The sequence below is a fragment of the Ruegeria sp. AWH4_226 genome (assembly GCF_056159225.1).
Genome location: NZ_JBSWUU010000001.1, coordinates 1,109,096 through 1,135,426, shown reverse-complemented (window position 1 = coordinate 1,135,426; position 26,331 = coordinate 1,109,096). Strand labels below are relative to the sequence as shown.

Here is a 26,331-nt window from a genome sequence, read left to right as displayed (position 1 = left end):
GCTCGTTAGGTTTAGCGCATGTCCGCGGATTGGCTCAAACCCTATATGCCGCGCAGCCTCTATGCCCGCGCTGCGCTGATACTGGTCCTGCCGGTGGTTGTCGTGTTGCTGGTGGTTGGGATCGCATTTCTGCAAAAACACCTGGAAGACGTCACCGAACAAATGACGCGCGCAGCGTCGCGAGAAGTTCTTTTGGTTGTGGGCGTGATGGAGGGTGCAGAAACGCAGCAAGAGGCCCTGGCGGCCGCGCGTCCTGATTTGAAGGCGCTGTCCATGACAGCCCGGTTCTTGAGTATCAATGAGGAACCCATGATCGGGCAGCGTCGGTGGTATGACTTTATTGCGCCGCGTGTCGAGACCGACCTGAGAGCATTGTTGCCCGATATCGAGGGCGTGGCTTTGCCCAGCGGTCAGGAAGCAAGGTTGTACATGAATACTGATCTAGGGTTGCTGCAACTGACGTTTGACCGCCGTCGACTGTCCCCGGCGGCGCCGCATCAGTTGATCGTAACGATGGTGTTTTTTGCGGTCGTTATGACAACAATTTCTTTCCTGTACATGCGCAATCAGTTGCGTCCGATCACACGGCTGGCCGAAGCTGCGCAAGCCTTTGGTCGGGGTAGGGTGGTGCCATATTCGCCTGGCGGTGCGATTGAGGTTCGCGCGGCCGGCAGCGCTTTTCTGGACATGCGCGCACGTATCGAACGCCAGATGGAACAGCGGACCATGATGCTGTCCGGTGTCAGCCATGATCTACGGACGCCGCTAACACGTCTGAAATTGGGTTTGTCGATGTTGCCCGAGGATGAAGCCGCGCCCTTGAAACAAGATGTTGACGAAATGCAGCTGCTCTTGGACTCGTTCCTGGAGTTTTCGCACGGGACAACCGAAGGAACACCGGAAACCGTTGAGCCGATAGCGTTGATTGAGCAAATCGTGAAAGACGCATGCAGAGCGGGGCATGAGGTTGCCGTGGTTTCGGTCGAGGGGGAAGGCACAATTGCGCTGCGTCCAACCGCGATGCGGCGCGCCGTGGAAAACTTGATCGGAAACGCAGTCCGTTATGGTGAGCGTGCGGATATCAGCCTGTCAATCACGCCAAAATCCATGCGCATCCGCGTTGAAGATGACGGGCCCGGCATCCCGCCCGAACAACGGTCCGAGGCGATCAAGCCATTCTCACGCCTTGATCCAGCGCGCAATCAGAACAGGGGCAGCGGTGTGGGATTAGGTCTTGCCATCGTCTCGGACATTGCACGCGCCCATGGCGGCGTACTGCGCCTGAGCAAAAGTGAACGTCTGGGCGGCCTTTGCGCCGATATCATCATCGGCCGCTAAGCGCTGTTCCGGTGGATCCGCCGCATCAGCGGATAGAGCCTCGGCCCGAGGAGCCGATTCGCGCGACATCAAACGAATGACTGGGCTCCATAAAGCCCAATCGTGACAGACGTTTACTGGCAGCGAGGTGATGTATGATTCCTTAGCGAGCCACCTTTGTTTTCAATGGCTGCTCACCTAGGGGATGAGGGACTTGAACCCCCAGCCAAAGCGTTATGAGCGCTCTGCTCTAACCAATTGAGCTAATCCCCCAGGAGCAGGCGTTGAGTACAGCAATGTTGCCGCGACGCCAAGGGTCATCGGTCATCAAATTGAATTTTCTTGCAGGACCGCCCAAAGACTTTTCGTGTCCCTTGGATGTCCGCGTCAAGCGTGACCGTTGCAACACGCGTCACAATCGACTAACCCGCGCGGGAACCATTCATGAGGGGCTGGAGATGACAACTGGCAAGAACGGAATCACCTATGCGGATGCGGGTGTCGATATTGATGCTGGGAACGCTCTGGTCGACCGGATCAAGCCTGCGGCCAAACGGACAAACCGGTCGGGAGTGATGAGCGGGCTAGGCGGATTTGGTGCTTTGTTCGATCTCAAGGCTGCGGGGTACCAAGACCCGATTCTTGTTGCCGCGACGGATGGTGTGGGAACAAAACTGCGCATTGCCATCGACACCGGCGTGGTTGATGGCGTGGGCATTGATCTTGTTGCGATGTGCGTGAATGACCTGATCTGTCAAGGCGCGGAACCCCTGTTTTTCCTAGATTATTTTGCAACCGGCAAGCTGGATACCGATACCGCCGCACGGATCATCGAAGGTATTTCCGAGGGCTGCGTGCAGTCCAACTGCGCCCTGATCGGCGGTGAAACAGCAGAGATGCCCGGCATGTACCCGGATGATGATTTTGATCTGGCCGGGTTCTCGGTTGGCGCGATGGAGCGCGGGGCGCATTTGCCAGCGGATGTGCAAAACGGTGATGTCCTGCTTGGGCTTGCTTCGAACGGCGTGCACTCCAACGGTTACTCGCTGGTGCGAAAGCTGGTTGATCTTTCCGGCTTAAACTGGAACTCGCCGTCGCCGTTTGGCGATGGGGCGTTGGGTGAGGCGCTGCTGACACCGACACGGCTGTACGTAAAGCCAGTGCTGCAGGCGATCCGGGCAGGGGGCGTTCATGCGCTGGCTCATATCACCGGGGGCGGCTTGACCGAGAACTTGCCGCGTGTCTTGCCCGAGGGGATGGGGGCATCGATTGACCTGAATGCCTGGGACCTGCCGCCCGTCTTCCGCTGGATGGCCGAAACCGGCGGCATCCACCAGACCGAGATGCTCAAGACCTTCAACTGCGGCGTCGGCATGATCGTTGTTTGCGCTGAAGAGCGTGCTGACGAACTAACCGTCCTGCTGACCGAAGCCGGTGAAACCGTTGCCCGCATCGGCACCGTTACCGAAACGCCTGGCGTGGCATACACAGGCCAATTGTTGTGAGCCATAAACGCGTCGCGATCCTGATTTCAGGAGGCGGATCCAACATGGTGTCGCTGGTCGACAGCATGGTCGGCGACCATCCGGCGCGGCCATGTCTGGTGTTGTCAAACGATGCTGAGGCAGGCGGGCTGAAAAAAGCCACCGCGCGCGGTATTCCAACGGCTGTTGTGGACCACCGCCCGTTCAAGGGCGACCGCGCGGCCTTCGAGGCCGAGCTGCTGAAACCGCTTGAACAGGCGCAGCCAGATATTGTTTGCCTGGCAGGGTTCATGCGGGTTCTGACCGGTGGTTTTGTTTCCCGTTTTCAAGGTCGTATGCTGAATATCCATCCCTCGTTGCTGCCAAAGTTCAAAGGCCTCAACACGCATGCCCGCGCTATTGAGGCCGGAGAGACAGAGCATGGATGCTCGGTTCACGAAGTCACAGCGGCGTTGGATGACGGTCCGATCCTGGGACAGGCGCGGATCAGGATTGAATCAGGCGACACTCCTGACAGCCTTGCTGCCAAGGTTCTGGTGTGGGAACATCAGCTTTATCCCGCAGTGTTGCGCCGATACGCCAATGGAGACCGGACTCCGGTGTTGCTGCCCTGAAACTCTCAGGATGATTTACACGCCTGTCATAATCGTCCTATGGTCCGCACTACGGTTGGATACGGCAAAGAACTAACTTCCAACCGCTGAAAACAAAAGCAAGAACAGCACGGCGTATGAAAACCCTTACAACGACGCAAGAGCTGGCCGATTTCTGCAAGGCCGCGGCGCAATATGACTATGTCACCGTAGACACCGAGTTCCTGCGCGAACGGACGTACTACTCAAAGCTATGTCTGGTACAACTGGCGTTTCCATCCAGTGATGAAGACAGCGCGGTTTTGCTAGATCCGCTGTCCGAGGGGCTTTCTCTGGATCCGCTTTACGCGCTGTTCAAAAACGAGGATGTGGTCAAGGTTTTCCACGCCGCGCGTCAGGACCTTGAAATCTTTTGGGTCGAGGCGGGCATCTTTCCCAAGCCGCTGTTTGACACTCAGGTCGCTGCCATGGTCTGCGGCTTTGGTGAACAGGTGGGCTATGAGACGCTGGTGCGCAAGATCTGCAAACAGGGTGTCGACAAAACATCGCGCTTTACGGATTGGTCGCGGCGGCCGTTGACTGATGCGCAAAAAAACTACGCCCTGGCTGATGTGACGCATCTCCGCCAGATTTATGAACACCTCGCAGCGCAACTGAAGAAAACGAAACGTAGTCATTGGGTGGCTGAGGAATTGCGGACACTGACCCAGCCGGAAACCTATGACATCCGCCCCGAGGATGCGTGGAAACGCGTGAAAACACGCACAAACTCAGCCAGATTTCTGGCCGTGGTGCGCGAATTGGCACAGTTCCGCGAGTCCTACGCCCAGGATAACAACGTCCCCCGCAGCCGGGTGTTCAAAGATGATGCACTGATCGAACTGGCCTCGACCAAGCCCAGAACGCCTTCTGATCTGGGCGGTTCGCGTCTGTTGTTGCGCGAGGCGCGCAAAGGCGCGATCGCAGAAGGGATTTTGGCCGCCATTGACAATGGCCTGAACTGTCCGGCAGATCAAATGCCCAAGGTGGACAACAGTCGCGACAAGTTGAAGGTCAACCCGGCCTTGGCAGACCTGCTGCGGGTGCTGTTGAAATCGAAAACCGAAAGCTCGGGTGTGGCGGCAAAGCTAATTGCCACCAGTTCGGAACTGGACCAGATTGCCGCAGGTGAGCGTGAATTGCCCTCGATGTCAGGATGGCGGTTCGAAGTGTTCGGCGAGGATGCTTTGAAGCTGTGTGAAGGCAAGATCGCCTTGGCTGCCCAAGGACAAAGCGTCAAGGTTGTTGCCCTGTAACGCCGCTTAGCGGCGCCGTGATTCCAGTGTGTTTTGCTGCCCGACAACCCGCACCAAACGGGTGGCTTGCAAGTCGTCCCTGCTGATGTTGATGGCGTCCGAGACCATGCGTGAGCGTTCGGTTCCCTGATTTGTCGCTCTTTCTGGATAAGTCACTCGAAAGACGAACTCCAAAACGCCGTTCTCCTGATTCTCTTCATTTTCAGAACGAACGAGCCGGGCGTCGTAAGCCCCTTGTCGGCTTGCGGTTCCTGACGCAAATATGATCGCTCCGTTAGGCGTCGGATCAATCCTCAATTCATCAATTCGCGTGATCGGAACGCTGGTATCCTCAGGTACTGGTCGGGAAAACAGACCTCCGCCCTCTGACACTTCGGGCACAAGGGCGTTTGGATCATAGGTGGCTGTATCCACTGTTTCCGTGGACGAGCTGGACCCAAACCAATTAGACGGGTTCGCCCGAGAGTTGCTCCAACTGTTACAAGCAGACAAGGTCAGAGTGGCCACCAAGAGAACAATAAACGATTTTTGCATGGTCCCAACGTCCAGAGCAGTAAGTCCTGCAACGGGTTATCGCACTTTCCGCTGATTGAAAAGCCACGCAAAGGGGTGGACAGGGATAGTTCGGCGGCATAGTTCACAATTGTGGTTGCAATGAAAGGATCGCCGCACCATGGCAACACCTGCCTTTGAAGAGATCGTCGAGGATTTTGAGTTCCTGGAGGACTGGGAAGACCGGTATCGTCATGTCATTGAACAGGGCAAAGCGATGGATCCATTGGACGATGCGCTCAAAGTTCCTGCCACCAAGGTTGACGGCTGTGCCAGTCAAGTCTGGTTGCATCCGATCATCGAAGGTGGTGTCTTTCGGTTCGACGGCGATAGTGACGCGTTGATTGTGCGAGGGCTGATCGCCGTTTTACGGTCCTTGTACAACGGTTTATCGGTCAGCGAGGTTCCGAAGGTCGACGCTGGGGGTGAGCTGGCACGTTTGGGCTTGAACGACCACCTGTCTGCGCAGCGTTCGAACGGTTTGCGCGCTATGATCGAACGCATTCGTGAGGTCGCGCAAGAGAACGCCTGATAGGGTCTAATCTACAGGTTTGCGGTTCGCCCATTCAGCAAGGGTGGTTTCAAGGTCGCCGTACCCGGTAAACCGCCGTTCGAATTCCAGACCCATCCGTTCGGCACAGTCGCGAGCACGGGCCGTCAGGCTCGGATCATCGATCTGCGCTTGGTAGATCAGTTTCGTGTAATTACCGAAATACATATCGCGCAATTCGGGGTGCCGATCCAAACCAAGGGGTTTCCAGACAAACGCATCGAACTGGCGGGCCAGAAAGTCGGTGAGATAAAACGCTGTCGTTTCATCTTCGCCTCGCGTCTCAAACGCTTGATTCCCCTCGAAAAAGGAATAGCAGTGGGGGCCTTTGACCATCTCAACGCCCAACTCAGTACACGCTTTCTCTAGCAGACCACCGGTGCCACAGTCAGCATAAACGACAAAAATCTGATCGTAGTCTTCGCGATGTTTTTCGATGGCTTCCTGAACGGCCTGAGTGATTTTCTCTGGATGGATATGCAGGATTGCAGGCAGGCAAGTCAGCGCCATGTGATCCCAACCATTTCGACGCTTCAGGTCCAGAATCTCACGCGCAAGGGCGCCGCAGGCCAACAACAATATCCGCCCCTGGGAATCAGAGTTGTAACCTGAGGTTGTCAGGCTGGCATCATCTGGCAATTCAGTTGGCTGCATCATGCGCCCCTTAGATAGTACGTGACCGGCACGAAAAAAGCCGCCCGCAGACCGGACGGCTTTGGAACAGTCTTTTTGTCCGTTCAGCCGGCCAGTTGATTGTGTTTGCGAGACACGAAGGTCTTGGCCGTCTCAACAGCGACCGCCGCGTCACGGCAATAGGCATCCGCGCCGATCGCTTTGCCAAATTCTTCGTTCAGCGGCGCGCCACCGACCAAAACAATATAGTCTTCGCGCAGGCCTTGTTCGACCAGCGTGTCGATCACAACTTTCATATAGGGCATGGTCGTGGTCAGCAGGGCCGACATGCCCAGAATGTCCGGCTGTTCAGTCTCCAACGCCTCAAGGTAGTTTTCGACCGGGTTGTTGATTCCGATATCGACCACCTCGAACCCTGCGCCTTCCATCATCATTGACACAAGGTTTTTGCCAATGTCGTGGATGTCGCCCTTCACGGTGCCGATAACCATTTTGCCCACACGTGGTGCACCGGTTTCGGCCAACAGCGGCTTGAGGATCGTCATGCCACCCTTCATCGCGTTTGCCGCAAGCAGAACCTCGGGTACAAAGAGGATACCATCGCGGAAGTCGTGACCAACGATGGTCATACCGCCGACCAGAGCTTTGGTCAGAATGTCATAAGGCGTCCAGCCGCGTTCCAGCAGGATGTTCACGCCTTCTTCAATTTCTTCTTTCAGGCCGTCATAAAGATCGTCGAACATCTGTTCGACCAGTTCGTCGTCATTCAGTTCGGACAGGACGATGTCTTCTTCATCGGACATGGGGCGTTTCCCTAAGCTTTTCGGACCATCGGCCCTTGGTGGCATTTTTTCCGTTTTGGCCAAAACGTCGCAGTTTTACTGTGACGATTGCGACCTCAGTGGTTTCGGGACCGACCTATACGCCAGATTCTAACGTCCCACGACAGAATTATCTGCATGATTATCCTGCATTCCGCTCAACAGATTTACGGCGTGTCATTTGGGTTATTCAGCGTGCAAGCGTATGAATTTGCATGGAGTGCTTGTTCGGTTGCTTCTTTCTAACTATTACTAAGCATTAGAACAAAGAAAGAACAAACATGGATGCGCCGCATATCAAGGGGCGGGGAACTGCCACAAACAACGCGGGACGGTTCGAGAAATTCAACACCGTTCCCTGTGAGGACGGTTGGGATATCGAAGAAGATATCCCACCGCTTCGGACGGATGTGCGGGACGAGTTTGCGCGCAGCCTGATCACTTATAACCGCTCACCAGACTTGCCCTTCGACCGCTCGATCAATCCCTATCGCGGGTGTGAGCATGGCTGTGTCTATTGTTTTGCGCGTCCGACTCATGCCTATCTCGGCCTATCGCCAGGTTTGGATTTCGAAACGCGCCTGATCGCGCGGCCAAACGCGGCCGAGGTACTGCGTAGCGAGCTGTCTGCGAAGGGATACAAGGTTGCTCCCATCGCCCTTGGGACGAATACTGACCCTTACCAGCCGATTGAAAAGACACGCTCGATTACAAGGGATTGCCTCTCGGTCTTACAAGAGTTCAACCATCCGATCGGAATCGTGACGAAGGGAACGTTGATTGAGCGTGACTTGGATATTTTGGCCCCGATGGCGCAACAAGGCTTGGTGCGGGTCGGGATTTCTCTGACCACGCTGGACGCCGGGCTGTCCCGCAGGATGGAGCCACGCGCACCATCGCCTCGGCGTCGTTTGGGCGTTATTCGTCGTCTAACCGAGGCGGGCGTTCCCGTACGTGTCATGACCTCACCGATCATTCCGGGGCTTACGGATCACGAGTTGGAACATCTGTTGGAGGCGGGCCGGGATGCGGGCGCGGATGCCGCAAGCTGGATAATGCTGCGCCTGCCGCGCGAAGTCTCGACTCTGTGGCAAGAGTGGCTGGAGACTTACGAACCAGCGCGGGCCGAAAAAATCATGTCCAAGCTACGGGACATGCATGGGGGCAGGGCCTATGATCCGCGGTGGGGGCATCGCATGCGCGGACAAGGTGAGTATGCCGAGTTGATCGCCAAGCGGTTCAAGCTGGCAGTAAGACGGTTTGGCCTTGCTGTGAAGCTGCCGCCTCTTAGATCTGATCTGTTTGCGCGGCCTGCCCAGATTGGCGATCAACTGAGCCTTCTATAGAAAAAGCCCCGGACAATCGACCGGGGCTTTTGGGATTTGGTGCTTTCAGCGCTTTTCGATATCTACGTAGTCGCGCAAGGTTTCGCCCAGGTACAATTGGCGCGGGCGGCCGATTTTGTTCTGTGGATCAGCGATCATTTCTTTCCACTGGCTCACCCAACCGACGGTGCGCGACAGCGCAAAGATCGGCGTGAACATGGAGGTCGGGAAGCCCATCGCCTCAAGGATAATACCCGAGTAGAAGTCAACGTTGGGGAACAGTTTCTTCTCGGCGAAATACGGATCCTCCAAAGCCTGTTTTTCCAGTGCTTTTGCGACCTGAAGCTTCGGGTTGTTTTCGATGCCAAGCAGATCCAGTACTTCGTCAGCCGACTGCTTCATCACCTTCGCACGCGGGTCGAAATTCTTGTAAACCCGGTGACCAAAGCCCATCAGGCGGAACGGATCGTTCTTGTCCTTGGCGCGTTCAATGAACTCGGGGATGTGGTCAACGCTGCCGATTTCTTCCAGCATTTCCAAACAGGCTTGGTTTGCACCACCATGAGCAGGACCCCACAGGCAGGCAATACCAGCCGCGATGCAGGCAAATGGGTTCGCACCGGAAGACGACGCCAGACGCACGGTCGAGGTCGAGGCGTTCTGTTCGTGGTCAGCGTGCAGGGTAAAGATACGATCCATTGCCCGGCTCAGGATCGGGTTGACCTCATATTCCTCGGCCGGAACGCTGAAGCACATGCGCAAAAAGTTCGAGGCATAGTCCAGATCGTTGCGCGGATACACGAACGGCTGGCCGGTATGATACTTATATGCCCAGGCCGCGATGGTTGGCATTTTGGCGATCAGGCGGTGAGAGGCGACCTCGCGCTGATGAGGGTCCGAGATGTCGGTCGAGTCGTGGTAGAACGCTGACATGGCACCGACCACACCAACCATGATCGCCATCGGATGCGCGTCACGGCGAAAGCCACGATAGAAATACTGCATTTGTTCGTGCAGCATGGTGTGGCGCGTGATGGTGGTTTCAAAGTTTTCCAACTCTTTGGCGGCTGGCAGCTCTCCGTACAAAAGCAGGTAGCAGACTTCGAGGAAGTGCGATTTTTCTGCCAGTTGGTCGATCGGATAGCCGCGATGCAGAAGTTCACCCTTTTCACCGTCGATATAGGTGATGGTGCTGTCGCAGCTGGCTGTCGAGGTGAAACCCGGGTCATAAGTAAACACGCCAGCGTCGCTGTAGAGTTTACGAATGTCGATTACATCCGGACCAGCAGTCGGCGAGTGAACCGGCAACACGTGTTTTTCGCCATGGATGGTGAGGGTAGCTGTTTTTTGGCTGTCGGTCATCATTGTCCCTTCTTCGTTCATGCGCGTGCCAAACGAGTTATCGGCACAGCGGTCTGCGGTCACGCACTAATGTGCTGATCGTCTCGTAGCGGAGCAGCGTTACCGGAATATAAAACCAATTTCAGTTCGCTGCGTCGTTAAGCCGTGCCAGAGTTTCTTCGCGCCCAAGCACAAGCATCATGTCAAAAACCGAAGGAGTTACCGCACGGCCTGCCAACGCCGCCCGCAAGGGGGCAGCCAGCTTGCCGAACTTTATGCCCTTGTCGTTTGCAAAGGCATTGAGCGTCTCCTCCAGTCCGTCTCGCGACCAGCTAGCATTTTGCACATGCGGCGTCAATTCTTTCAGTATACCATCGGATACTGAATCTAAGGCTTTTGCGGCCTTCTCATCCATCTCAATCGGTCGTGATGTCAATACAAATTGAGCTTTTTCAAGCAATTCCGGGAATGTACGCGCGCGATCTTTGAGGCAATACATCGCACGTTCCAAATCACTATTTTGTGTCTCGGTGAGACCAGATTGCCCTGCGGCTTGCAGATACGCGCCGATTTCATGCCGCAATGCAGCATCATCAGAGATAGCAATATGCTGGCCACAGAGATTTTCGAGCTTTTTCAAATCGAAACGAGCCGGGCTTTTCCCTATTCCGTCAAGGTCGAACCATTCTTTCGCCTGAGCATCGGTAAAAAACTCATCGTCACCGTGGCTCCAGCCGAGGCGCGCCAGGTAGTTGCGCATTCCGGCGGCTGGGTAGCCCATTGCCTGATATTCCTGCGCTCCCAATGCGCCGTGTCGTTTTGATAACTTCTTGCCATCCGGGCCGTGAATCAGTGGAATGTGCGCCCAAACCGGTACGTCCCAGCCCATCGCTTCATAGATCATCATTTGGCGCGCCGCATTGTTCAGGTGGTCGTCGCCCCGGATTACGTGGGTCACGCCCATCTCGTGATCGTCCACGACCACTGCCAGCATATAGACCGGCGTACCGTCCGAGCGGAGCAGGACCATGTCATCCAACTGATCGTTGCGGATGGTCACGTCACCCTGTACCTGATCCCGGATCACGGTCGCTCCGTCCTGAGGTGCTTTGATGCGGATCACAAAAGGTGCATCCGGTTGGGTCGACGGGTCAGCGTCACGCCAAGGGCTGCGGAACAGGGTCGATTGGCCTTCAGCTCGCGCGTTTTCCCGGAAAGCCGCGATTTCGTCTTGGGTCGAGTAGCATTTGTATGCCTTTCCTTCCGCCAGCAACTGATGGGCCACTTCGGCATGACGCGCTGCGCCCTCGAACTGGCTGATCACATCACCATCATGATCCAGTCCAAGCCATTCCATACCCTGCAGAATCGCTGCTGTTGCTTCGGGAGTCGAGCGTTCGCGGTCGGTATCTTCGATCCGCAGCAGGAACTTCCCACCGCGGCCACGCGCGTAGAGCCAGTTAAACAGGGCAGTGCGGGCACCACCAATATGCAGAAAGCCGGTGGGCGACGGGGCGAAACGGGTGACAACCTGATCGGGCATTATCGAAAATTAACCTTTTGGTAACCTTGGCGGGCATAGTTTGGCGTCTGTCTAACGAGCCCTAAGGACGGGGGCAACCATGCGCGTTCTGACACGGGTTGAAGCCGCAGTGCTGAACCAGACTGGGTATCTGTTCCAATGGTCTCCGATTTGTTTGGCCGTTGGAGTCGGCCTTTACTTCAGCCTTCGGTTTGAGCCGGGTTGGCAGATCTATTCCTGTCTTCTGGCTGCCCTTGCGGCGTTGGTCTGGATCGGTCTTGCGCTGCAATCCGGTTGGGCTCCGTTGGCATTCGGGGCCGCGCTGATTGCCGCTGGGTTTGTCTTGGCGGGTGCGCGGGCCCACTCAGTTGCAGAGCCGGTCCTGTCCTGGCGCTACTACGGCCCCATCGAGGGGAGGGTCGTTGCCTTGGACCGCTCTGCGTCGGACGCGCTGCGCGTGACGCTGGACCAGGTGCGTATAGGGGATGTGCCCCCGGACCGCCGACCGCAGCGCGTCCGACTTTCATTGCATGGCGGATCGACATCCTTGACGCCGGGTCAAAAGATCATGACCACGGGACATCTGTCGCCGCCTCAGGGGCCGGTTGAGCCCGGTGGGTTCGATTTCCGTCGTCACGCCTGGTTTCAGCGTCTTGGTGCGGTTGGATATACGCGTGTCCCTGTTGTAACGATTGCGCCGCCAAGCGACGGAGCCGAAGGGGTACGCATTACAGCCCTGCGAATGGCTATTTCCGAACGGGTACGCTCAATCCTGCCGGGTGAGGTTGGAGGGTTCGCGGCAGCGGTTACCACTGGTGACCGTAGTGGTATGGGGCAAGACACGCTCCGGTCGTTGCGCGCATCGAACCTGGCGCATCTATTGGCGATTTCTGGTCTGCACATGGGGCTGCTGACCGGGTTTGTGTTTATGGTCTTTCGATTGACAATGTCCGCCATTCCCGCTGTGGCGTTGAGGTTGCCTGTGCGCAAGCTGGCCGCGCTCTTTGCGCTGGTCGCCGCCACGTTTTACCTGTTGCTGTCCGGGGGGAACGTTGCAACCGAACGTGCGTTTGTGATGGCTAGCGTGATGCTGGGCGCCATCCTTATTGATCGCCGCGCAATTTCTCTGCGCGCTGTTGCTGTCGCCGCGATGATTGTTTTGATCCTGCGACCCGAAACGCTTTTGAGTCCCGGGTTCCAAATGTCCTTTGCTGCAACCACGGCGCTTGTTGCAGTGTTCAGTCGCCTCCGCGATTTCGGACCGATGCCTGGCGCCAAATGGCTCAAGCCTGTGGCCGGTCTTTTTCTGTCATCGGCTATTGCCGGATTGGCCACCGCGCCGATCGGTGCAGCGCATTTCAACACGATGTCGCACTACGGCCTGTTCGCCAACATGCTCTCGGTCCCGATGATGGGTGCGATTGTTGTTCCTTCTGCTTTTGTTGCGGCACTCTTGGCTCCGTTCGGGCTTGAGGCTATTGCGCTGCACGTCATGGGATTAGGGTTGGAGTGGATACTGACTGTGTCCGAGAAGGTGGCGGGTTTGAGCGGCGCACAGGGCTATATCGTTAGCCCGCCGCACTATGTCCTTCCCATGTTTGCGCTAGGAGCTTTGTGGCTGGCGCTGTGGCGGGGTCGGGCCAAATGGATTGGGATCGCTCCGGTTGTTGCGGCATTCTTGCTTTGGGGGCAAGGGCACCGTCCCGAGGTTCTGATCGCTGATTCCGGCGGGCTGGTGGGTGTAATGACCGTAAATGGTCGAGCGCTGAGCAAGGAAAAAGGCAGCGGCTTTGTTGCATCGGTTTGGCTGGAGAACGACGGCGACGGTGTGGATCAAGTAAAAGCGGCAAGTCGTTGGCCAACCAACTCCGGTTTTATCCGGCGGTATGTTTGGCAGGATAAAGAACTGGTTCACATCACAGGAAAGCGCGCCGCCAATGGTTTTGAGGAATGTAGCGAACACCAAATCGTTGTGTCCGCGGTAAACCTGCACCTGAGCGGGGATTGCGGTCGTTTTGACCCCGAACTTTTGAAGCACACGGGGAGCATCGCACTTATTGGCGACCGAATAACAACCAGCCGCGAAACGACCGGCCATAGGTTGTGGTCCCCAGATGAGGGCGGTGGCCGAGGCTTTAAGTCAGATCAGTAGCTGCGGATCAGTCCGACCAGCCGACCTTGGACTTTGACTTTGTCCTCGGGCAGAACGCGGGTTTCGTAAGCTGGATTTGCTGCTTCCAGCGCGATGGCATTTCCGCGACGGAAAAAGCGTTTTAGCGTGGCTTCCTGATCCTCAACCAAAGCGACAACGATGTCGCCATTGTCGGCCACTCTGCTTTCGCGGATCACCACGACGTCACCGTCATTGATGCCGGCGTCGATCATCGAGTCGCCACGCACCTCCAGCGCGTAATGCTCCCCTTTGCCTGAGACCATGCTGCCCGGCACTGCAACACGATGTGACACATGACTAATGGCTTCGATAGGCACACCGGCAGCAATGCGGCCCATCACCGGCAGTTCCATTGCGTCTACCGTCACAGGTTCAAAATTGGCAGGGCGCGGACCTGTCGGTTTGTCACCTTCAATTACCCGAGGTTTAAAAGCGACGGTCGGTTCGCCCCCGAGGCTTTCGGGTAGTTTCACGATCTCAATTGCCCGGGCCCGATGGGCGAGCCGGCGGATAAAACCACGCTCTTCCAGCGCAGTAATCAAGCGATGAATACCGGACTTTGAACGTAAATCCAGCGCGGCCTTCATTTCGTCAAAGCTGGGCGGAACACCGTCCACCTGAACGCGCTTGTGGATGAATTCCAACAAATCCAACTGTTTCTTGGTCAGCATTGCTCTCACCTCGTCGGTCGTGCGTTTTCTTTTGTTCTACGCATGTTCACGTTTTGTGTCAATGGATTTGAACGAGGACTATAAAGGTAGGTACTGGACTTCATCACCGGCGGGGCGTGCTGGATCGTGTGGTTCGCGTACCAAAAGGGCGTTGGCTTGGGCCAGGACGCTAAGCAGCGAACTGTCCTGATCCGCGCAAGCACGTATACCGTCAGCCCCAAGAACAGCGCGTATGTAGTGCTCACGTGGGCCATTCTTACCGATTGGCTCGGCCAGTCGCGCACTTTTAAATGGAGTGATAACCTGTTCGATACCCAGCATACGGCGAAGCATCGGAAGCAAGAAGAGATAGCCGCAAACCATTGCACTCACTGGATTTCCTGGCAATCCCACCATGGCGGTTTTCCCCAACCGCCCAGCCATCAGGGGCTTACCGGGGCGCATGCGGATTTTGTAGAAAGATCGCTCCATCCCTAGGCTCTGGGATACTTCGGCGACCAGATCATAATCCCCGACAGATGCTCCGCCAATTGTGACGACCAGATCGGCCCCGGTGGCCAGTCCAAAAGCCGTTTCAAGTGATGCAACCGTATCACGTGCTATTGGAAGAATGCGCACCTGGGCGCCCGCGTTTTCCAACAGTGCTTTTAATCCAAAGGTGTTCGACGCAATGATCTGGTCCGGGCCGGGAGTTTCGCCGGGCATCACCAACTCATCCCCGGTTGAGATCAACGCGATCACAGGTTTGCGCGTCACAGGAACGGTAGGAATGTTCATCGCAGCCATCAATGCAATGTCTTCGGGGCGCAAAATGCGTGGGGCGACGATTTTGGTGCCTTTTGAAAAGTCTATGCCTGCAGGTCGGATGTTTGATTTCGGCCCAGGGTTCTGAGTGATGGTAATCAGACTTTTACGTCTTTCGGCATCTTCTTGAATTAAAATAAAATCTGCACCTTCCGGCACTGGGGCGCCAGTAAAAATTCTCACTGCCTGACCCGCACCAACCACACCGTCGAACCGACGCCCGGCCGCAGATTCACCAATGACTTCAAACATGGCGTGCAGCTCGGCCTCAGTCGATTTCAGAGCATAGCCATCCATCGAGGATGCAGCAAAAGGCGGCTGATCGCGCGTTGCCGTCATATCCTCGGCCAGAACACGTCCGGATGCTTCTGCAAGCGGGACATGTTCCGAATGGAGTGGTGAGACAAGATCAAAAAGCAGTGCCCGCGCTTCTTCAACTGATATCATGTCGCCTCGTAACGCCCTGACTTACCACCATCTTTTAGCAGTACGCGAATGCCGCCAATTTCCATCGACTTATCAACTGCCTTGGTCATGTCATACACGGTCAGTGCGGCGGTTGAGGCAGCGGTCAGCGCCTCCATTTCCACTCCGGTCTGGCCCGAAGTTTTTACGGTCGCCCGAATCTGAACGCCCGGCAAATCAGGGTCTAGCGTCAGATCGATGGATACTTTTGTGACAGGCAGAGGATGACACAGCGGGATCAAGTCCGGCGTCTTTTTCGCACCCATGATGCCAGCAAGACGTGCTACGCCCAACACGTCACCCTTTTTTGCCCGACGTTCCGATATTAAATCAAAGGTTTCCGACGTCATCTTAATGTAGGCTGCCGCAACCGCCACCCTGTCGGTCACGTCCTTTCCCGATACATCAACCATGTGTGCCTGGCCCTGCGTGTCAAAATGGGTCAGGGGCATCACATCACTCCCGGGACCAATGGGTTGGCAAGCAGGTTCCGCGTGGCGGCTGCAACATCATCCTGACGCATCAGGCTTTCCCCAATCAGGAAACACCGCGCGCCAAATCTGGCAATATCGGCCAGATCTTCGGGTGTGCTCAGCCCGCTTTCGCAAACAATTGTTCGATCAGCGGGAACCAGTTTCGACAACCGTCGTGTCGTATCAAGAGTCGTCCCGAAAGTCTTGAGATTGCGATTATTTATTCCTATCAGTGAACTCTTCAGTTGAGTCGCACGTTCAAGTTCGGCTTCATCATGAACCTCAATCAGGACATCCATACCCCAATCAAACGCGGTCTGTTCCAGTTCAACGGCCTGGGTATCTTCGACGGAGGCCATGATGATCAAAATGCAGTCCGCACCCAAGGCCCGCGCCTCAACCACCTGATAGGGGTCATACATAAAGTCCTTGCGCAAGACTGGCAGCGAGGTTGCCTCGCGGGCTGCAGTCAAATAGTCTTTAGCACCTTGGAAACTGGGTGTATCGGTCAGCACGGACAGACAGGCTGCCCCTCCGTCTTCATACGCCTTGGCTAGTGATGGCGGATCAAAGTCCGGGCGGATCAGTCCTTTGGAGGGGCTGGCTTTCTTAACCTCGGCAATCAGGCCATAACCGCTGCGCGCAGACACCTGCAAAGCCTCGGAAAAACCACGAACTTGAGGGGCGCCCTGTGCCTCACTTTCCAGTTCTTCCAGTGGTTTACCAGCTTTATCTGAAGCGATTTCCTCCAGCTTATAGGCTTTTATTCTATCCAGTACCGTCTCGGTCATGCGGCCTCCTGCGTCAATCGGGCCAGTGCGGCGATTTTTTCTTTTGCTTTTCCGCTGTCGATGCTTTCGATGGCCATGGCGACGCCTTCGCGCAAATTTGAAACTGCGTCCGCCACCACCAACGCAGCGGCTGAATTCAGCAGTACAGCGTCTCGGTAGGCCGAGGGCTTTCCATCCAGCAGCGCGCGGAAAGCGACTGCGTTTTCTTCAGGTGATCCGCCGAGGATGTCTTCGAACGGGTGAACCGGCAATCCCGCGTCGTCGGGGTGCAGTTCGACCTCTTTGACAACCCCATCTTCAAGGGACGCGACCCAGCTTACGCCAGTTATGGTCAGCTCATCAGTACCGTCCGATCCGTGAACCAGCCAAGCATGTTCCGCGCCCAGTAACCCCAGCGTTTCGGCCATCGGGCGGATCAATTCGCGACTGAAAGCACCAGTCAACTGGCGTTTGACACCAGCCGGGTTCGTCAACGGTCCGAGAATATTGAAAATGGTGCGAGTCCCAAGCTCCTGCCGGGTCGGCATGACATGGGCAATGGCCGGATGATGCATGGGCGCCATCATAAAGCCGATGCCAACGTCTTCCAGTGCTTTTTCAACAACTTTCGGGCCGACCATAACGTTGATCCCCAACTGGCCCAAAGCGTCAGCAGCCCCGGATTTTGAGCTGAGATTGCGGTTGCCGTGCTTGGCCACGGGTACACCAGCACCCGCGACAACAAAGGCAGTGGCGGTCGAGATGTTCAGCGTACCCTTGCCATCACCGCCGGTGCCAACGATGTCCATCGCACCGGCCGGAGCTTTGACTGCATGACATTTTGCCCGCATCACGGCGGCAGCGGCGGCATATTCTTCAACCGTCTCGCCACGGGTTCGCATGGTCATAAGAAGGCCGCCAATTTGGCTGGGCGTCGCCTGGCCTTCGAAAAGAATACCAAAGGCCTGTTCAGCCTCGGCGCGGGTCAAGGGCCGGTCAACAGCGGCCCCGATCAACGGTTTCAGAGCGTCGCTCATGCAGGAACTTTCATCTCGGACAGGAAATTCTTGAGCAGGGCATGACCATGCTCGGAGGCGATGGATTCCGGGTGGAACTGAACACCATGGATCGGCAGGTCTTTGTGCTGCAAGCCCATTATCGTGCCATCTTCCAACTTTGCCGTTACCTCAAGACAGTCGGGCAGGGTATTCGGATCAACGACCAGCGAGTGATAACGCGTCGCCTCAAACGGTGAGGGCAAACCAGCGAACAGACCTTTACCTGTATGGTGCATGGTGCCCATCTTTCCGTGCACAATCTCATGACACCGGATGACGTCACCGCCAAAGGCCTGTCCGATTGTCTGATGTCCCAAGCACACTCCCAGTAAAGGTGTCTTTGTCTCAGCTGCTGCTTGGGTCAAAGCCAGGCAAATTCCGGCCTGGTCAGGGTCACATGGCCCGGGACTCAGCAGGATGCCCGTCGGATTCATGGCCATGGCTTCTTGAACATCCAGGGCATCGTTTCGCCGAATGACCATTTCGGCACCAAGTTCGCCTATATAGTGGACGAGGTTGTAGGTAAACGAGTCGTAGTTGTCGATCAGCAGCAGCATTTGGGCACTTGTCTCGGATTGGGCATTTCGGACTGGCGATGCAGCCCCGCGCCAAGGTATAATGTCGGGACATACATGCTCAGGCTTGCGCGGCAGCGTCAAGGGGACATCCTGTTCTTGCTGTTGCCGCAAGTAACTGCTGCAGTAGACGGCGAGTGTGTATTCAAGCAAGGCCAGGACGAGAGGCAATTGTTATGGGCGGATTTGTCGGCGGGATGATCGTGGGAACGGTCGTTGTACTTGCGATGGGGGCTGTGTTGTCTTTGAACGCACCCCTAACGAACGAACCGGACGTGGCGGTGACGGCTCCGGCCCCTGAGGTGGTCGAAGTTCCTGAAACGATTATAGACGCCACTGATGCAGTGGGTGACGCCGATGTGCTGGACCTCGCCCCGACCACGCCTAGCGCCGTTGACGATCAGACCGATACATTGGCCGAGTTGACGGATATGGAGGTTGAGCCGGAAGCGCAGCCAGAATTGAAAGAGGCGGCGACGCAGGTCGATGCGCCTAACATTCCAAGCTCGACAGCCGTTTCCGTGGCGACCGAGGTGCCGGTTGCACCGCAAGCGCCACCACTTGCGCAAACGTCGCCAAGCGCAGAAGCTTTGCCCGAAGTGTCGCTCGTCGTCCCCGAACCGCAGCCTGCGCCGATTGCTGAGGCTGAGCCAGAGACCACAAATGCCGAGTCGCAACCCAACGCTGAAGTAGCCACGCCCGAACAGACAGCAGAGCCTGAGGCTGTTGAAACGGAAGCCATACCCGAACCAAAAGTCGCCGAGGTTGAACCGAAGACTGACCCCAAAACCGCTGAAGTTGAACCGCAGCCCCAGCCTGAAGCGTCTGATGTTGAACCGCAGCCCGAACCCGAGGTTGCGGCTGTTGAAACGCCAGAAGACGAAGTGAATCCGTTCGTAGATAGCCCGATTGCCGTTGAAGGTGACGAGGACTCCGCGCCGCGCGACTTGCCCCGGATTGCTTCGGTTCCACAAATCGGCGGAACCGATGACGCGCCAACAGTTCCGACAGTTGGAAAGCGCGTCCTTCCATTGACCGAGCGCGATGACGTCACCCCGGTTAGCTCCACCACCTCCGCTACGCTCGCGCCAAGCAAACCGATTGAGGCCTACGCCGCCGAATTTGAAAACCCCGACGCTAAGCCGCTGATGTCCATCATCCTGATCGACGATGAGGGCGCATATGGGGCCGAGGCCTTGCGCGATTTCCCGTATCCACTCAGCTTTGCCGTCAGCCCGTCTGACCCGGAGGCAGCCGAAAAAATGGCCCGTCATCGCGAGGCCGGGTTCGAGGTACTGGCCATGGCGGATCTACCCGAAGCGGCCAGCGCGCAGGATGCTGAGGTGTCACTGGCTGTTTGGCTTGACACGTTACCTGAGACTGTTGGCATTCTCGAAGGTGTCAAATCAGGTATTCAGGGCAATCGAAAACTGGCCGATCAGGTTGCTGCGATCGCCGCCGGAACGGGGCGCGGTCTGATCACGCAGGACAATGGTCTGAACACCGTGCAAAAGCTAGCCGCGCGAAACGGTGTACCTTCAAGTGTGATCTTTCGTGACATAGATGGCGCGCGTCAGAACCCGGAATTGATGCGCAGGTTTCTTGACCAAGCCGCGTTTCGCGCCGGTCAGGAAGGAACAGTAGTAATGCTGGGCCGCCTTCGCCCTGATACGATCTCAGCCCTTGTGCTTTGGGGTCTTGAAGATCGGGGCGGGCGCGTTGCGATGGCACCAATTTCGGCGGTTATGATGAAAGAGATTCAGTAACTAGAAACACTAAACGGCTCAGTCGAAATGCAAGCCGTTTATCGAGAGTTTCCAGAGCCCATGAACCGGGCTGCGTCGGCGGCCGCGCGTCGGATGGCGTTGGATTTGTGGACCGTCTCCATATACTCGGCCTCGGGGTCGCTATCATAGACGACACCGCCACCGGCCTGGATATACAGCTTTTGATCCTTTACGATTGCGGTCCGCAGCGCGATGCACATATCCATGTCGCCGCCCGCGCTAAAGTAGCCCACACCGCCGCCATAGACGCCACGTTTCTCGGGCTCCAGCTCGTCGATGATCTCCATCGCGCGCACTTTCGGGGCACCCGAGACGGTACCAGCAGGCATCCCGGCAAAAAATGCATCCAGCGCGTCTTTGTCTTCAGCCAACTCTCCGACCACGTTAGAAACAATGTGCATTACGTGGCTGTAGCGCTCGATGATGAACTCTTCGGTCGGGCGCACCGTGCCGATTTTGGCCACACGACCCGTATCGTTGCGGCCAAGGTCCAGCAACATTAGATGCTCTGCCAGTTCTTTCTTGTCGGCCAGAAGGTCGACCTCATTGGCCTTGTCCTCTTCTGGCGTCGCGCCGCGCGGGCGGGTACCCGCGATTGGTCGGATCGTGACCTGATTGCCGAAAACACGTACCAAGATTTCGGGGCTGGCCCCCACAACCTGAAAGCCACCAAAGTTAAAATAGAACATAAAAGGCGAAGGGTTCGTTCGCCGCAGCGAACGATAGAGGGCGAAAGGCGGCAGCGGGAAATCCTGCGTCCAGCGTTGCGCCGGGACAACCTGAAAGATATCGCCCGCGCGGATGTAGTCCTTGGCCTTTTCAACGGCCTCCATGTAACCGGATTTTGTGAAGTTCGAAACTGGCGGCGCAATCTCAGACGCATCGCCCAGATCGCGGGTTTCGGCGGGCATGGCGCGTTCCAGATCGCGCACGGCATCCATAACACGCTCGGCGGCCTGCGCGTAAGCGGCTTTGGCTGATTGCCCCTCAGCCACCCAGGCGGGCGAGACGACCGTGACCTCTCCCTTCACGCCGTCCAGAACTGCAACCACGGATGGGCGCAGCATGATGGCATCGGGCAGGCCCAGCGGGTCGGGGTTCACGTCGGGCAGGTATTCCACCAACCGCACCATGTCATAGCCTAGGTATCCAAACAGCCCTGCTGCGGCTTGCGGCAGGTCGTCGGGCAGATCAATCCGGTTCTCTGCAAGCAGCGCACGCAGGTTGTCCATCGGGTTGCCATCCTGAGGCACAAACGTCTCGGTGTCGAAGCGGGCCGAGCGGTTCAATTCGGATGCTTCCCCCCGACACCGCCAGATCAAATCCGGCTTCATGCCGATGATCGAATAGCGGCCACGAACCTCACCGCCGGTCACCGATTCCAGCATGAATGCGTCTTTCTGTGCTCCGGTCAGTTTGAGCATCAGTGACACCGGTGTATCCAGATCTGCCGCCAGGCGCGTGTACACGATCTGGTTTTCACCAGCTTCATAGGCGCGGGCGAATCTGTCGAACTCGGGGGTCAGGGCCATTTTCGGTCTCTTTTAGTAGCTCGACTGAACGGCGTTCAAAGCTTGCTGGTCAATGACTGGCCGGGCGCGGGCCTGTGCGTCCCGCACAAACGCGTCGAAGATGTTCTGGGCCAGCGCCTGGTTCATCTGCGCCTCTAGCGCGGATTGGGCCTGGCGCAATTCGTCGGTTTCCGCAGGCGGCAGCGTTTCATCAAGGCGGACGACAAAGGCCGAACCCGCACCGGGTATGACGCGCATCTCGCCCACTTCCATCTCGAAGACCTGGGTCATGAAATCTGCCGGAACATCGTCCAGAAAGGCAGTGCGGGTCAGCGCATTCTCTACGCGGAAAGGCAGGCCAGTGACATTGAAATCCCCGTCCTCTTTCAATGACTCAAGGACTGACTTGGCCTGATCTTCCAGTGCCTTGTTGGTCTCAGTCAAAGTCCAGGCCGCAGCGACACGGTCACGTGCGCTTTCCAGTGGTTCGGGGCGTTGGGGCAAAACCTCGTTCAGACGCAGGGCAAAGATTGAGCCATCTTCAAGAAAGCCGACTTCGGGAAAGTCTCCCTCGTTCACAGCTTCGGCAACCGTACGAAACCCGTCATACGCCGCGACGCCATCATCGCTCTGACGGGTCCAATCCATTTGACCCAACTCCATGTCGGTTTCCTGAACCACCTCTTCCAAGGTTGCGCCACCAGCAAGCAGGTCATTGATCCCTTCTGCCTGCGCCTCAATCTGACGACGGGCGCGATCTGCGGCCAGTTCCTCGCGCAGGGCAGGGGCTGCCTCTTCGAATGGTGTGCTGTTTTCGGCCAGCGCGCCGTTGACGCGAAACAACGCGGGGCCAAAGGTCGAAGGCAACGGGCCTACCACTGTGTCCAGTTCAGCGGCAAAAACGGCATCGGCAGCTTCGCCCAGATCCTCGCGGGTGACATCGCCGAGGTCGATATCGCTAAGTTCCAACTGTCGATCAAGCACGAGGTTTTCAAACGTGGTGCCGCCAACCTCAAGCTGAGCCATCGCATGCTCTGCCGCTTCTTCATTCGGATACGTCAGGCGTTCGACCAGACGACGTTCGGGCTGAAAGAACTCGGACGCGCGCTGATCGTAGAGTCTGCGCACCATCTCGTCATCGACCTCAACGCTGTCCAACAGCATGTCGGGGGACAAGATCACGTAGGTCAGCTGTTTGGTGCGGGGCAGGGTAAACTGATCCTGGTTTTCATCGTAATAGGCCTTGATCTGTTCATCCGTCGGTGCGGCAACGGGCGACTCCAGAGCATCTGGCGACACCGTAGCAACAGTAAAACTGCGACGCGCGGCGATATAGTCGGTCAGCACCTGCGTCACGACAGCAGGCATTTCCACCCCACTAATCACCGCGTTTTGGACGATCGTACGCGAGGACTCCTTGCGTAAATCCGACTCGAACTCGGAATCCGTCATCCCAACCTGTTCCAGTTGAAATTGATAGGCTTCGCGGTCAAAGCTGCCGTTTACACCTTGAAAAGCGGGGATTGCGAGGATTTCCTGTTGCAGGTTTTCGTCGCCGATGGAGATGCCAAGTTCGCCAACCTCATTATCCAGCGCAGCCAGAGCGGTCAGGCGGGACAAGGCCAGTCGATCCAATCCGATCTCATGCGCCTGCGACATTTGCAAAGGTTGCCCGGTTTGCTGTTCTACGGCACGGATTTCGCGCTGAAGTTCGCGCACGTATTCGTTGACCGAGATATCTTCGTTTCCGACCTGCGCAACAGAACGCACCGTCCCTGTCAGGTTGGTTGCGCCAAAGCCTGCTAGGCCTACGAACAGCAGGCCCATCAGTATCCAGACGAAGGTTTTCGATAGGTTTTTCATGCCTGCGGCCATGGTGCCCTCTTGTTCTGTGGCAAGGATCTGCCCTGTCGGTTGACGCCTTGAATACGACGCGCACCGCCGAGGGGCAAGCTTAGAAGGACAGTGCTTGCAGCCGTTCGAACAATTGCGCGATTCCCGACCGGTCGAGATTGGCGAACGCTATGCGAACCTGACGCTTTCCAGCCGGGTCGCCGTCGGGCATGAACATGGTCCCTGGCAGCAGAAGAATGCCGGCCTCGGGGACCAGACGTCGCGCCAGCGTGTCCGACGGGATGTCAAAGGGATGTTCAAAATAGGCGAAGTAGGCACCCAGACCTAACAAGCGCCAGCCCTTGTCTGTCAGGCGAGGTAAATGCTCTTGTATCGCGGCACGCCGGTTGAGGATTTCGTCGCGTTCCTGCGCAACCCACTGCGACAGGTTCTGCATACCCCAAAGCGCCGAGAATTGGCCGATCTGGCTGGGGCAGATCGCGACTGTGTCGAGGAATTTCTCAACTTCCCTCAACAGGCTTGCTCCGCTGGCAATCGCGCCAACCCGATGTCCGGTCAGGCGATAGGCTTTGGAAAAAGAATAGAGGTGGACCAGAGTGTCTTCCCACCCGGGTTGGCTGAACAAATCGTGGGGCGGGCCGCTGCGGCTGTCGAAATCGCGATAGGTCTCATCCACAACGAGATGAATACCAGTCTCGCGAGCCAGATCGTAAAACGCGCGGACCAAATCGCTGGGATACTCAACTCCGCCCGGGTTGTTGGGCGTCACCAACGCTATGGCGCGAGTCTTGTCGGTGATCAGCGCGCGGGCGGCCTTTGCATCGGGCAGCAAATCGTCCCCGGTTTGAAGGTCGATGGCATTTACGCCAGCCATGTCCAACCACATTTTGTGATTGAAATACCATGGCGTTGGCAGAATAACCTCATACCCCTGATCCGTAATCGCGGTGATAACGGCGGCAAAGGCTTGATTGCACCCCGATGTAATAGCCACCTGATCCGCACCCACGTTGGCCCCGTAGTGCTGACCAATTTGCGCCGCAAGCGCGGCCCTCAGCTCGGGGTTTCCAAGCACCGGACCGTAAAGATGAGCGCGGTCTTCGGTTACAGCGAATTCGGCCATTGCCTGACGCATAGCCAAGGGCGGCGGATCCACTGGTGCGGCCTGACTGACATTGATCAAAGGGCGGTTTTCAGGAAAAACCACACCTTCCAACCATCGCCGCGCCTCCATCACCGGAGGGGCGAACGTAGCAGCGGTACGTGTCAGGGTCATGCGTGGTCCTTGAAGTTCTGCAAACGATCAGTCGGTGCCGCGATACGGCTCAACATATTGCAGGGCCATATCCCAAGGGAAAAAGATCCAGGTGTCTTGACTGACCTCGGTGATAAACGTGTGCACCATCGGGCGACCTTTGGGTTTTGCGTAAACAGTCGCAAAATGCGCTTTGGGGTACATTGCGCGGACGAGCTCAAGGGTTTTGCCACTATCGACCAGATCGTCGATGATCAAAATGCCTTCGCCATCGCCCATGAGTTCAGCGTCCGGAGCCTTGAGAACCTCAGCCTCGCCTTGTGCCTGATGATGGTATGAGCGCACGCTGATCGTATCAACGGTACGAATGTCCAGTTCACGGCTGACAATCATCGCGGGTGCCATACCGCCGCGCGTGATCGCAACTACGGCACGCCAGGCACCGTCATCTGGGCCTTGCCCGTCCAGACGCCACGCCAACGCGCGCGAGTCGCGATGAATTTGGTCCCAGCTTATGTGAAAGCCCTTTTCGTGGGGCAGACGGTCCTTGGCGCTCATGACTTAACCCTTTTCAACGTCAGGGGCGTCGACGGCTTTCATGCCGACGATATGATATCCTGAATCTACGTGCAGGTTCTCTCCAGTCACGCCGCTGCTGAGATCAGACAAGAGATAAAGCGCCGATCTGCCGACATCATCAATGGTCACGTTGCGGCGCAGGGGCGAGTTATATTCGTTCCATTTCATAATGTATCGGAAATCGCCGATGCCACTGGCGGCCAGAGTCTTGATAGGACCGGCCGAGATTGAGTTGACGCGGATACCGTCCTTGCCCAGATCCTCGGCCAGATATTTGACCGATGCTTCCAATGCTGCCTTGGCAACGCCCATGACGTTATAATGCGGCATAACCTGTTCGGCGCCGTAATAGGTAAGCGTAATCGCGCTGCTTCCTTCGGACATCATTTTCTCGGCGCGTTGCATCACGGCCGTGAAGGAATAAACAGACACGTCCATAGTCAGCTTAAAATTCGCGCGGCTGGTATCGACGTAACGGCCCCGAAGCTCGTTCTTGTCGGAAAAGCCGATCGCGTGAACAACAAAGTCCAGTTTGCCCCATTTTTCTTCGAGCGAAGTGAACAAGGTATCAATTGACGCCTCATCACTGACATCGCAGGGCAGAACGATTTCACTGCCAAGCTGTGCCGCCAATGGATCGACCCGCTTTTTTAACGCATCACCCTGATAGGAAAAGGCCAACTCGGCCCCGGCATCGGAAAGAGCGCGGGCAATCCCCCATGCGATCGATTTATCATTGGCCAGTCCCATGATGAGGCCGCGTTTGCCGGCCATCAACTGATTTGACATGTGTGGTTCTCCGCCTGTCGTCGCGATTTGTTGCGTTGGTTTATGCCATTGGATGCGTTCCATCAAGGCCGTGAACTCTTGCTCGCAGCGGGTTCTCGCCCTAGGGTGTAACTTAAAAGTTTCCGGGGGATGGA

General features: G+C 56.8%; 24 protein-coding genes and 1 tRNA gene. 8 read left to right on the top strand and 17 right to left on the bottom strand.

All coding sequences use genetic code 11. The features are described from left to right. Positions 1–18: 18 nt before the first annotated feature. The gene (locus ACXAET_RS05480) at positions 19–1,338 is read left to right on the top strand and encodes an ATP-binding protein (RefSeq protein ID WP_475182274.1); all 1,320 of its coding nucleotides are present in this window, start codon (positions 19–21) and stop codon (positions 1,336–1,338) included. Positions 1,339–1,516: 178 nt separating this feature from the next. Here ACXAET_RS05480 and ACXAET_RS05475 read toward each other — a convergent pair. Then, positions 1,517–1,590: transfer RNA gene (locus tag ACXAET_RS05475), tRNA-Ile, on the bottom strand. A gap of 185 nt (positions 1,591–1,775) precedes the next feature. Here ACXAET_RS05475 and purM point away from each other — a divergent pair. The 3 genes from purM (at position 1,776) to rnd (ending at position 4,689) form a co-directional block, all read left to right on the top strand. Continuing rightward, positions 1,776–2,822, top strand: a complete 1,047-nt coding sequence (purM, locus tag ACXAET_RS05470; RefSeq protein ID WP_475182271.1) for a phosphoribosylformylglycinamidine cyclo-ligase — start codon at positions 1,776–1,778, stop codon at positions 2,820–2,822. Further along, entirely contained in the window at positions 2,819–3,415 is a 597-nt protein-coding gene (gene purN, locus ACXAET_RS05465) for a phosphoribosylglycinamide formyltransferase (protein WP_475182268.1), read from the top strand. The genes purM and purN overlap by 4 nt, the downstream gene beginning before the upstream one ends. A 116-nt stretch (positions 3,416–3,531) precedes the next feature. Further along, a complete protein-coding gene (gene rnd, locus ACXAET_RS05460) occupies positions 3,532–4,689 on the top strand; it encodes a ribonuclease D (RefSeq protein ID WP_475182264.1) in 1,158 nt (385 codons plus the stop codon). A gap of 6 nt (positions 4,690–4,695) precedes the next feature. Here rnd and ACXAET_RS05455 read toward each other — a convergent pair whose 3' ends face one another. Beyond that, the gene (locus ACXAET_RS05455; protein ID WP_475182262.1) at positions 4,696–5,223 is read right to left on the bottom strand and encodes a hypothetical protein; all 528 of its coding nucleotides are present in this window, start codon (positions 5,221–5,223) and stop codon (positions 4,696–4,698) included. Between the two features lie 139 nt (positions 5,224–5,362). On the opposite strand from ACXAET_RS05455, the gene ACXAET_RS05450 reads away from it, so the two are divergent. Further along, positions 5,363–5,773 (top strand): SufE family protein, encoded by a 411-nt coding sequence (locus tag ACXAET_RS05450; protein ID WP_475182261.1) that lies wholly within the window; start codon positions 5,363–5,365, stop codon positions 5,771–5,773. A 6-nt stretch (positions 5,774–5,779) separates the two neighbouring features. Here ACXAET_RS05450 and ACXAET_RS05445 read toward each other — a convergent pair whose 3' ends face one another. Further along, positions 5,780–6,445 carry a DUF1638 domain-containing protein gene (locus ACXAET_RS05445; protein ID WP_475182255.1) on the bottom strand — a complete coding sequence of 222 codons (666 nt, stop codon included), beginning with the start codon at positions 6,443–6,445 and terminating at the stop codon, positions 5,780–5,782. Between the two features lie 83 nt (positions 6,446–6,528). Beyond that, on the bottom strand, positions 6,529–7,227 hold the full coding sequence (locus ACXAET_RS05440) for a corrinoid protein (protein ID WP_068331454.1): 699 nt from the start codon (positions 7,225–7,227) through the stop codon (positions 6,529–6,531). A gap of 299 nt (positions 7,228–7,526) precedes the next feature. On the opposite strand from ACXAET_RS05440, the gene ACXAET_RS05435 reads away from it, so the two are divergent. Then, positions 7,527–8,591, top strand: a complete 1,065-nt coding sequence (locus ACXAET_RS05435) for a PA0069 family radical SAM protein (RefSeq protein WP_475182250.1) — start codon at positions 7,527–7,529, stop codon at positions 8,589–8,591. 45 nt (positions 8,592–8,636) lie between these two features. Here ACXAET_RS05435 and gltA read toward each other — a convergent pair whose 3' ends face one another. Both gltA and gltX read right to left on the bottom strand, forming a co-directional pair. Then, positions 8,637–9,932 (bottom strand): citrate synthase, encoded by a 1,296-nt coding sequence (gene gltA / locus ACXAET_RS05430; RefSeq protein ID WP_475187107.1) that lies wholly within the window; start codon positions 9,930–9,932, stop codon positions 8,637–8,639. Between the two features lie 121 nt (positions 9,933–10,053). Beyond that, the gene (gltX, locus tag ACXAET_RS05425) at positions 10,054–11,454 is read right to left on the bottom strand and encodes a glutamate--tRNA ligase (protein WP_475182246.1); all 1,401 of its coding nucleotides are present in this window, start codon (positions 11,452–11,454) and stop codon (positions 10,054–10,056) included. A gap of 79 nt (positions 11,455–11,533) precedes the next feature. Between gltX and ACXAET_RS05420 the strand changes: the two genes are divergently transcribed. Beyond that, positions 11,534–13,585, top strand: coding sequence for a ComEC/Rec2 family competence protein (locus ACXAET_RS05420; RefSeq protein WP_475182242.1), 2,052 nt, complete (start codon positions 11,534–11,536; stop codon positions 13,583–13,585). Here ACXAET_RS05420 and lexA read toward each other — a convergent pair. The 6 genes from lexA to ACXAET_RS05390 form a co-directional block, all read right to left on the bottom strand. Further along, positions 13,579–14,277 carry a transcriptional repressor LexA gene (gene lexA / locus ACXAET_RS05415; protein WP_475182237.1) on the bottom strand — a complete coding sequence of 233 codons (699 nt, stop codon included), beginning with the start codon at positions 14,275–14,277 and terminating at the stop codon, positions 13,579–13,581. The two genes, ACXAET_RS05420 and lexA, sit on opposite strands and share 7 nt — an antisense overlap. Positions 14,278–14,355: 78 nt before the next feature. Further along, a complete protein-coding gene (locus ACXAET_RS05410; protein ID WP_475182232.1) occupies positions 14,356–15,528 on the bottom strand; it encodes a molybdopterin molybdotransferase MoeA in 1,173 nt (390 codons plus the stop codon). Further along, positions 15,525–15,998 carry a cyclic pyranopterin monophosphate synthase MoaC gene (gene moaC / locus ACXAET_RS05405; protein ID WP_475182229.1) on the bottom strand — a complete coding sequence of 158 codons (474 nt, stop codon included), beginning with the start codon at positions 15,996–15,998 and terminating at the stop codon, positions 15,525–15,527. The genes ACXAET_RS05410 and moaC overlap by 4 nt, the downstream gene beginning before the upstream one ends. After that, positions 15,998–16,810, bottom strand: a complete 813-nt coding sequence (gene trpC, locus ACXAET_RS05400) for an indole-3-glycerol phosphate synthase TrpC (protein WP_475182226.1) — start codon at positions 16,808–16,810, stop codon at positions 15,998–16,000. The genes moaC and trpC overlap by 1 nt, the downstream gene beginning before the upstream one ends. Then, the gene (trpD, locus tag ACXAET_RS05395) at positions 16,807–17,826 is read right to left on the bottom strand and encodes an anthranilate phosphoribosyltransferase (RefSeq protein ID WP_475182222.1); all 1,020 of its coding nucleotides are present in this window, start codon (positions 17,824–17,826) and stop codon (positions 16,807–16,809) included. Before trpD ends, trpC begins: the two co-directional genes overlap by 4 nt. Beyond that, positions 17,823–18,404 (bottom strand): anthranilate synthase component II, encoded by a 582-nt coding sequence (locus ACXAET_RS05390; protein WP_475187104.1) that lies wholly within the window; start codon positions 18,402–18,404, stop codon positions 17,823–17,825. The genes trpD and ACXAET_RS05390 overlap by 4 nt, the downstream gene beginning before the upstream one ends. A gap of 194 nt (positions 18,405–18,598) precedes the next feature. Between ACXAET_RS05390 and ACXAET_RS05385 the strand changes: the two genes are divergently transcribed. Continuing rightward, complete coding sequence (locus tag ACXAET_RS05385) at positions 18,599–20,188, top strand: divergent polysaccharide deacetylase family protein (RefSeq protein WP_475182218.1); 1,590 nt, start codon at positions 18,599–18,601, stop codon at positions 20,186–20,188. A 38-nt stretch (positions 20,189–20,226) separates the two neighbouring features. Here ACXAET_RS05385 and trpE read toward each other — a convergent pair whose 3' ends face one another. The 5 genes from trpE to fabI all read right to left on the bottom strand — a co-directional run bounded on the left by trpE (position 20,227) and on the right by fabI (position 26,197). Beyond that, positions 20,227–21,741, bottom strand: coding sequence for an anthranilate synthase component I (gene trpE, locus ACXAET_RS05380; RefSeq protein WP_475182215.1), 1,515 nt, complete (start codon positions 21,739–21,741; stop codon positions 20,227–20,229). Positions 21,742–21,753: 12 nt separating this feature from the next. Continuing rightward, a complete protein-coding gene (locus ACXAET_RS05375) occupies positions 21,754–23,595 on the bottom strand; it encodes a peptidyl-prolyl cis-trans isomerase (RefSeq protein WP_475182212.1) in 1,842 nt (613 codons plus the stop codon). A 79-nt stretch (positions 23,596–23,674) separates the two neighbouring features. Then, on the bottom strand, positions 23,675–24,850 hold the full coding sequence (locus tag ACXAET_RS05370) for an aminotransferase (protein WP_475182208.1): 1,176 nt from the start codon (positions 24,848–24,850) through the stop codon (positions 23,675–23,677). A 27-nt stretch (positions 24,851–24,877) separates the two neighbouring features. After that, a complete protein-coding gene (gene gpt, locus ACXAET_RS05365) occupies positions 24,878–25,387 on the bottom strand; it encodes a xanthine phosphoribosyltransferase (protein ID WP_475182205.1) in 510 nt (169 codons plus the stop codon). A 3-nt stretch (positions 25,388–25,390) separates the two neighbouring features. Further along, entirely contained in the window at positions 25,391–26,197 is an 807-nt protein-coding gene (fabI, locus tag ACXAET_RS05360) for an enoyl-ACP reductase FabI (protein ID WP_475182201.1), read from the bottom strand. Positions 26,198–26,331 lie beyond the last annotated feature (134 nt).

What these genes read in the sequence shown, in the direction of transcription:
- ACXAET_RS05440 (WP_068331454.1), bottom strand. Translation starts at nt 7,227, where the DNA reads ATGTCCGATGAAGAAGACATCGTCCTGTCCGAACTGAATGACGACGAA.
- trpD (WP_475182222.1), bottom strand. Translation starts at nt 17,826, where the DNA reads ATGAGCGACGCTCTGAAACCGTTGATCGGGGCCGCTGTTGACCGGCCC.
- ACXAET_RS05390 (WP_475187104.1), bottom strand. Translation starts at nt 18,404, where the DNA reads ATGCTGCTGCTGATCGACAACTACGACTCGTTTACCTACAACCTCGTC.
- gltX (WP_475182246.1), bottom strand. Translation starts at nt 11,454, where the DNA reads ATGCCCGATCAGGTTGTCACCCGTTTCGCCCCGTCGCCCACCGGCTTT.
- ACXAET_RS05450 (WP_475182261.1), top strand. Translation starts at nt 5,363, where the DNA reads ATGGCAACACCTGCCTTTGAAGAGATCGTCGAGGATTTTGAGTTCCTG.
- lexA (WP_475182237.1), bottom strand. Translation starts at nt 14,277, where the DNA reads ATGCTGACCAAGAAACAGTTGGATTTGTTGGAATTCATCCACAAGCGC.
- ACXAET_RS05480 (WP_475182274.1), top strand. Translation starts at nt 19, where the DNA reads ATGTCCGCGGATTGGCTCAAACCCTATATGCCGCGCAGCCTCTATGCC.
- ACXAET_RS05455 (WP_475182262.1), bottom strand. Translation starts at nt 5,223, where the DNA reads ATGCAAAAATCGTTTATTGTTCTCTTGGTGGCCACTCTGACCTTGTCT.
- ACXAET_RS05375 (WP_475182212.1), bottom strand. Translation starts at nt 23,595, where the DNA reads ATGGCCGCAGGCATGAAAAACCTATCGAAAACCTTCGTCTGGATACTG.
- ACXAET_RS05445 (WP_475182255.1), bottom strand. Translation starts at nt 6,445, where the DNA reads ATGCAGCCAACTGAATTGCCAGATGATGCCAGCCTGACAACCTCAGGT.
- trpC (WP_475182226.1), bottom strand. Translation starts at nt 16,810, where the DNA reads ATGACCGAGACGGTACTGGATAGAATAAAAGCCTATAAGCTGGAGGAA.
- purM (WP_475182271.1), top strand. Translation starts at nt 1,776, where the DNA reads ATGACAACTGGCAAGAACGGAATCACCTATGCGGATGCGGGTGTCGAT.
- moaC (WP_475182229.1), bottom strand. Translation starts at nt 15,998, where the DNA reads ATGCCCCTGACCCATTTTGACACGCAGGGCCAGGCACACATGGTTGAT.
- ACXAET_RS05410 (WP_475182232.1), bottom strand. Translation starts at nt 15,528, where the DNA reads ATGATATCAGTTGAAGAAGCGCGGGCACTGCTTTTTGATCTTGTCTCA.
- gltA (WP_475187107.1), bottom strand. Translation starts at nt 9,932, where the DNA reads ATGACCGACAGCCAAAAAACAGCTACCCTCACCATCCATGGCGAAAAA.
- ACXAET_RS05435 (WP_475182250.1), top strand. Translation starts at nt 7,527, where the DNA reads ATGGATGCGCCGCATATCAAGGGGCGGGGAACTGCCACAAACAACGCG.
- trpE (WP_475182215.1), bottom strand. Translation starts at nt 21,741, where the DNA reads ATGGCCCTGACCCCCGAGTTCGACAGATTCGCCCGCGCCTATGAAGCT.
- ACXAET_RS05420 (WP_475182242.1), top strand. Translation starts at nt 11,534, where the DNA reads ATGCGCGTTCTGACACGGGTTGAAGCCGCAGTGCTGAACCAGACTGGG.
- gpt (WP_475182205.1), bottom strand. Translation starts at nt 25,387, where the DNA reads ATGAGCGCCAAGGACCGTCTGCCCCACGAAAAGGGCTTTCACATAAGC.
- ACXAET_RS05370 (WP_475182208.1), bottom strand. Translation starts at nt 24,850, where the DNA reads ATGACCCTGACACGTACCGCTGCTACGTTCGCCCCTCCGGTGATGGAG.
- fabI (WP_475182201.1), bottom strand. Translation starts at nt 26,197, where the DNA reads ATGTCAAATCAGTTGATGGCCGGCAAACGCGGCCTCATCATGGGACTG.
- rnd (WP_475182264.1), top strand. Translation starts at nt 3,532, where the DNA reads ATGAAAACCCTTACAACGACGCAAGAGCTGGCCGATTTCTGCAAGGCC.
- ACXAET_RS05385 (WP_475182218.1), top strand. Translation starts at nt 18,599, where the DNA reads ATGGGCGGATTTGTCGGCGGGATGATCGTGGGAACGGTCGTTGTACTT.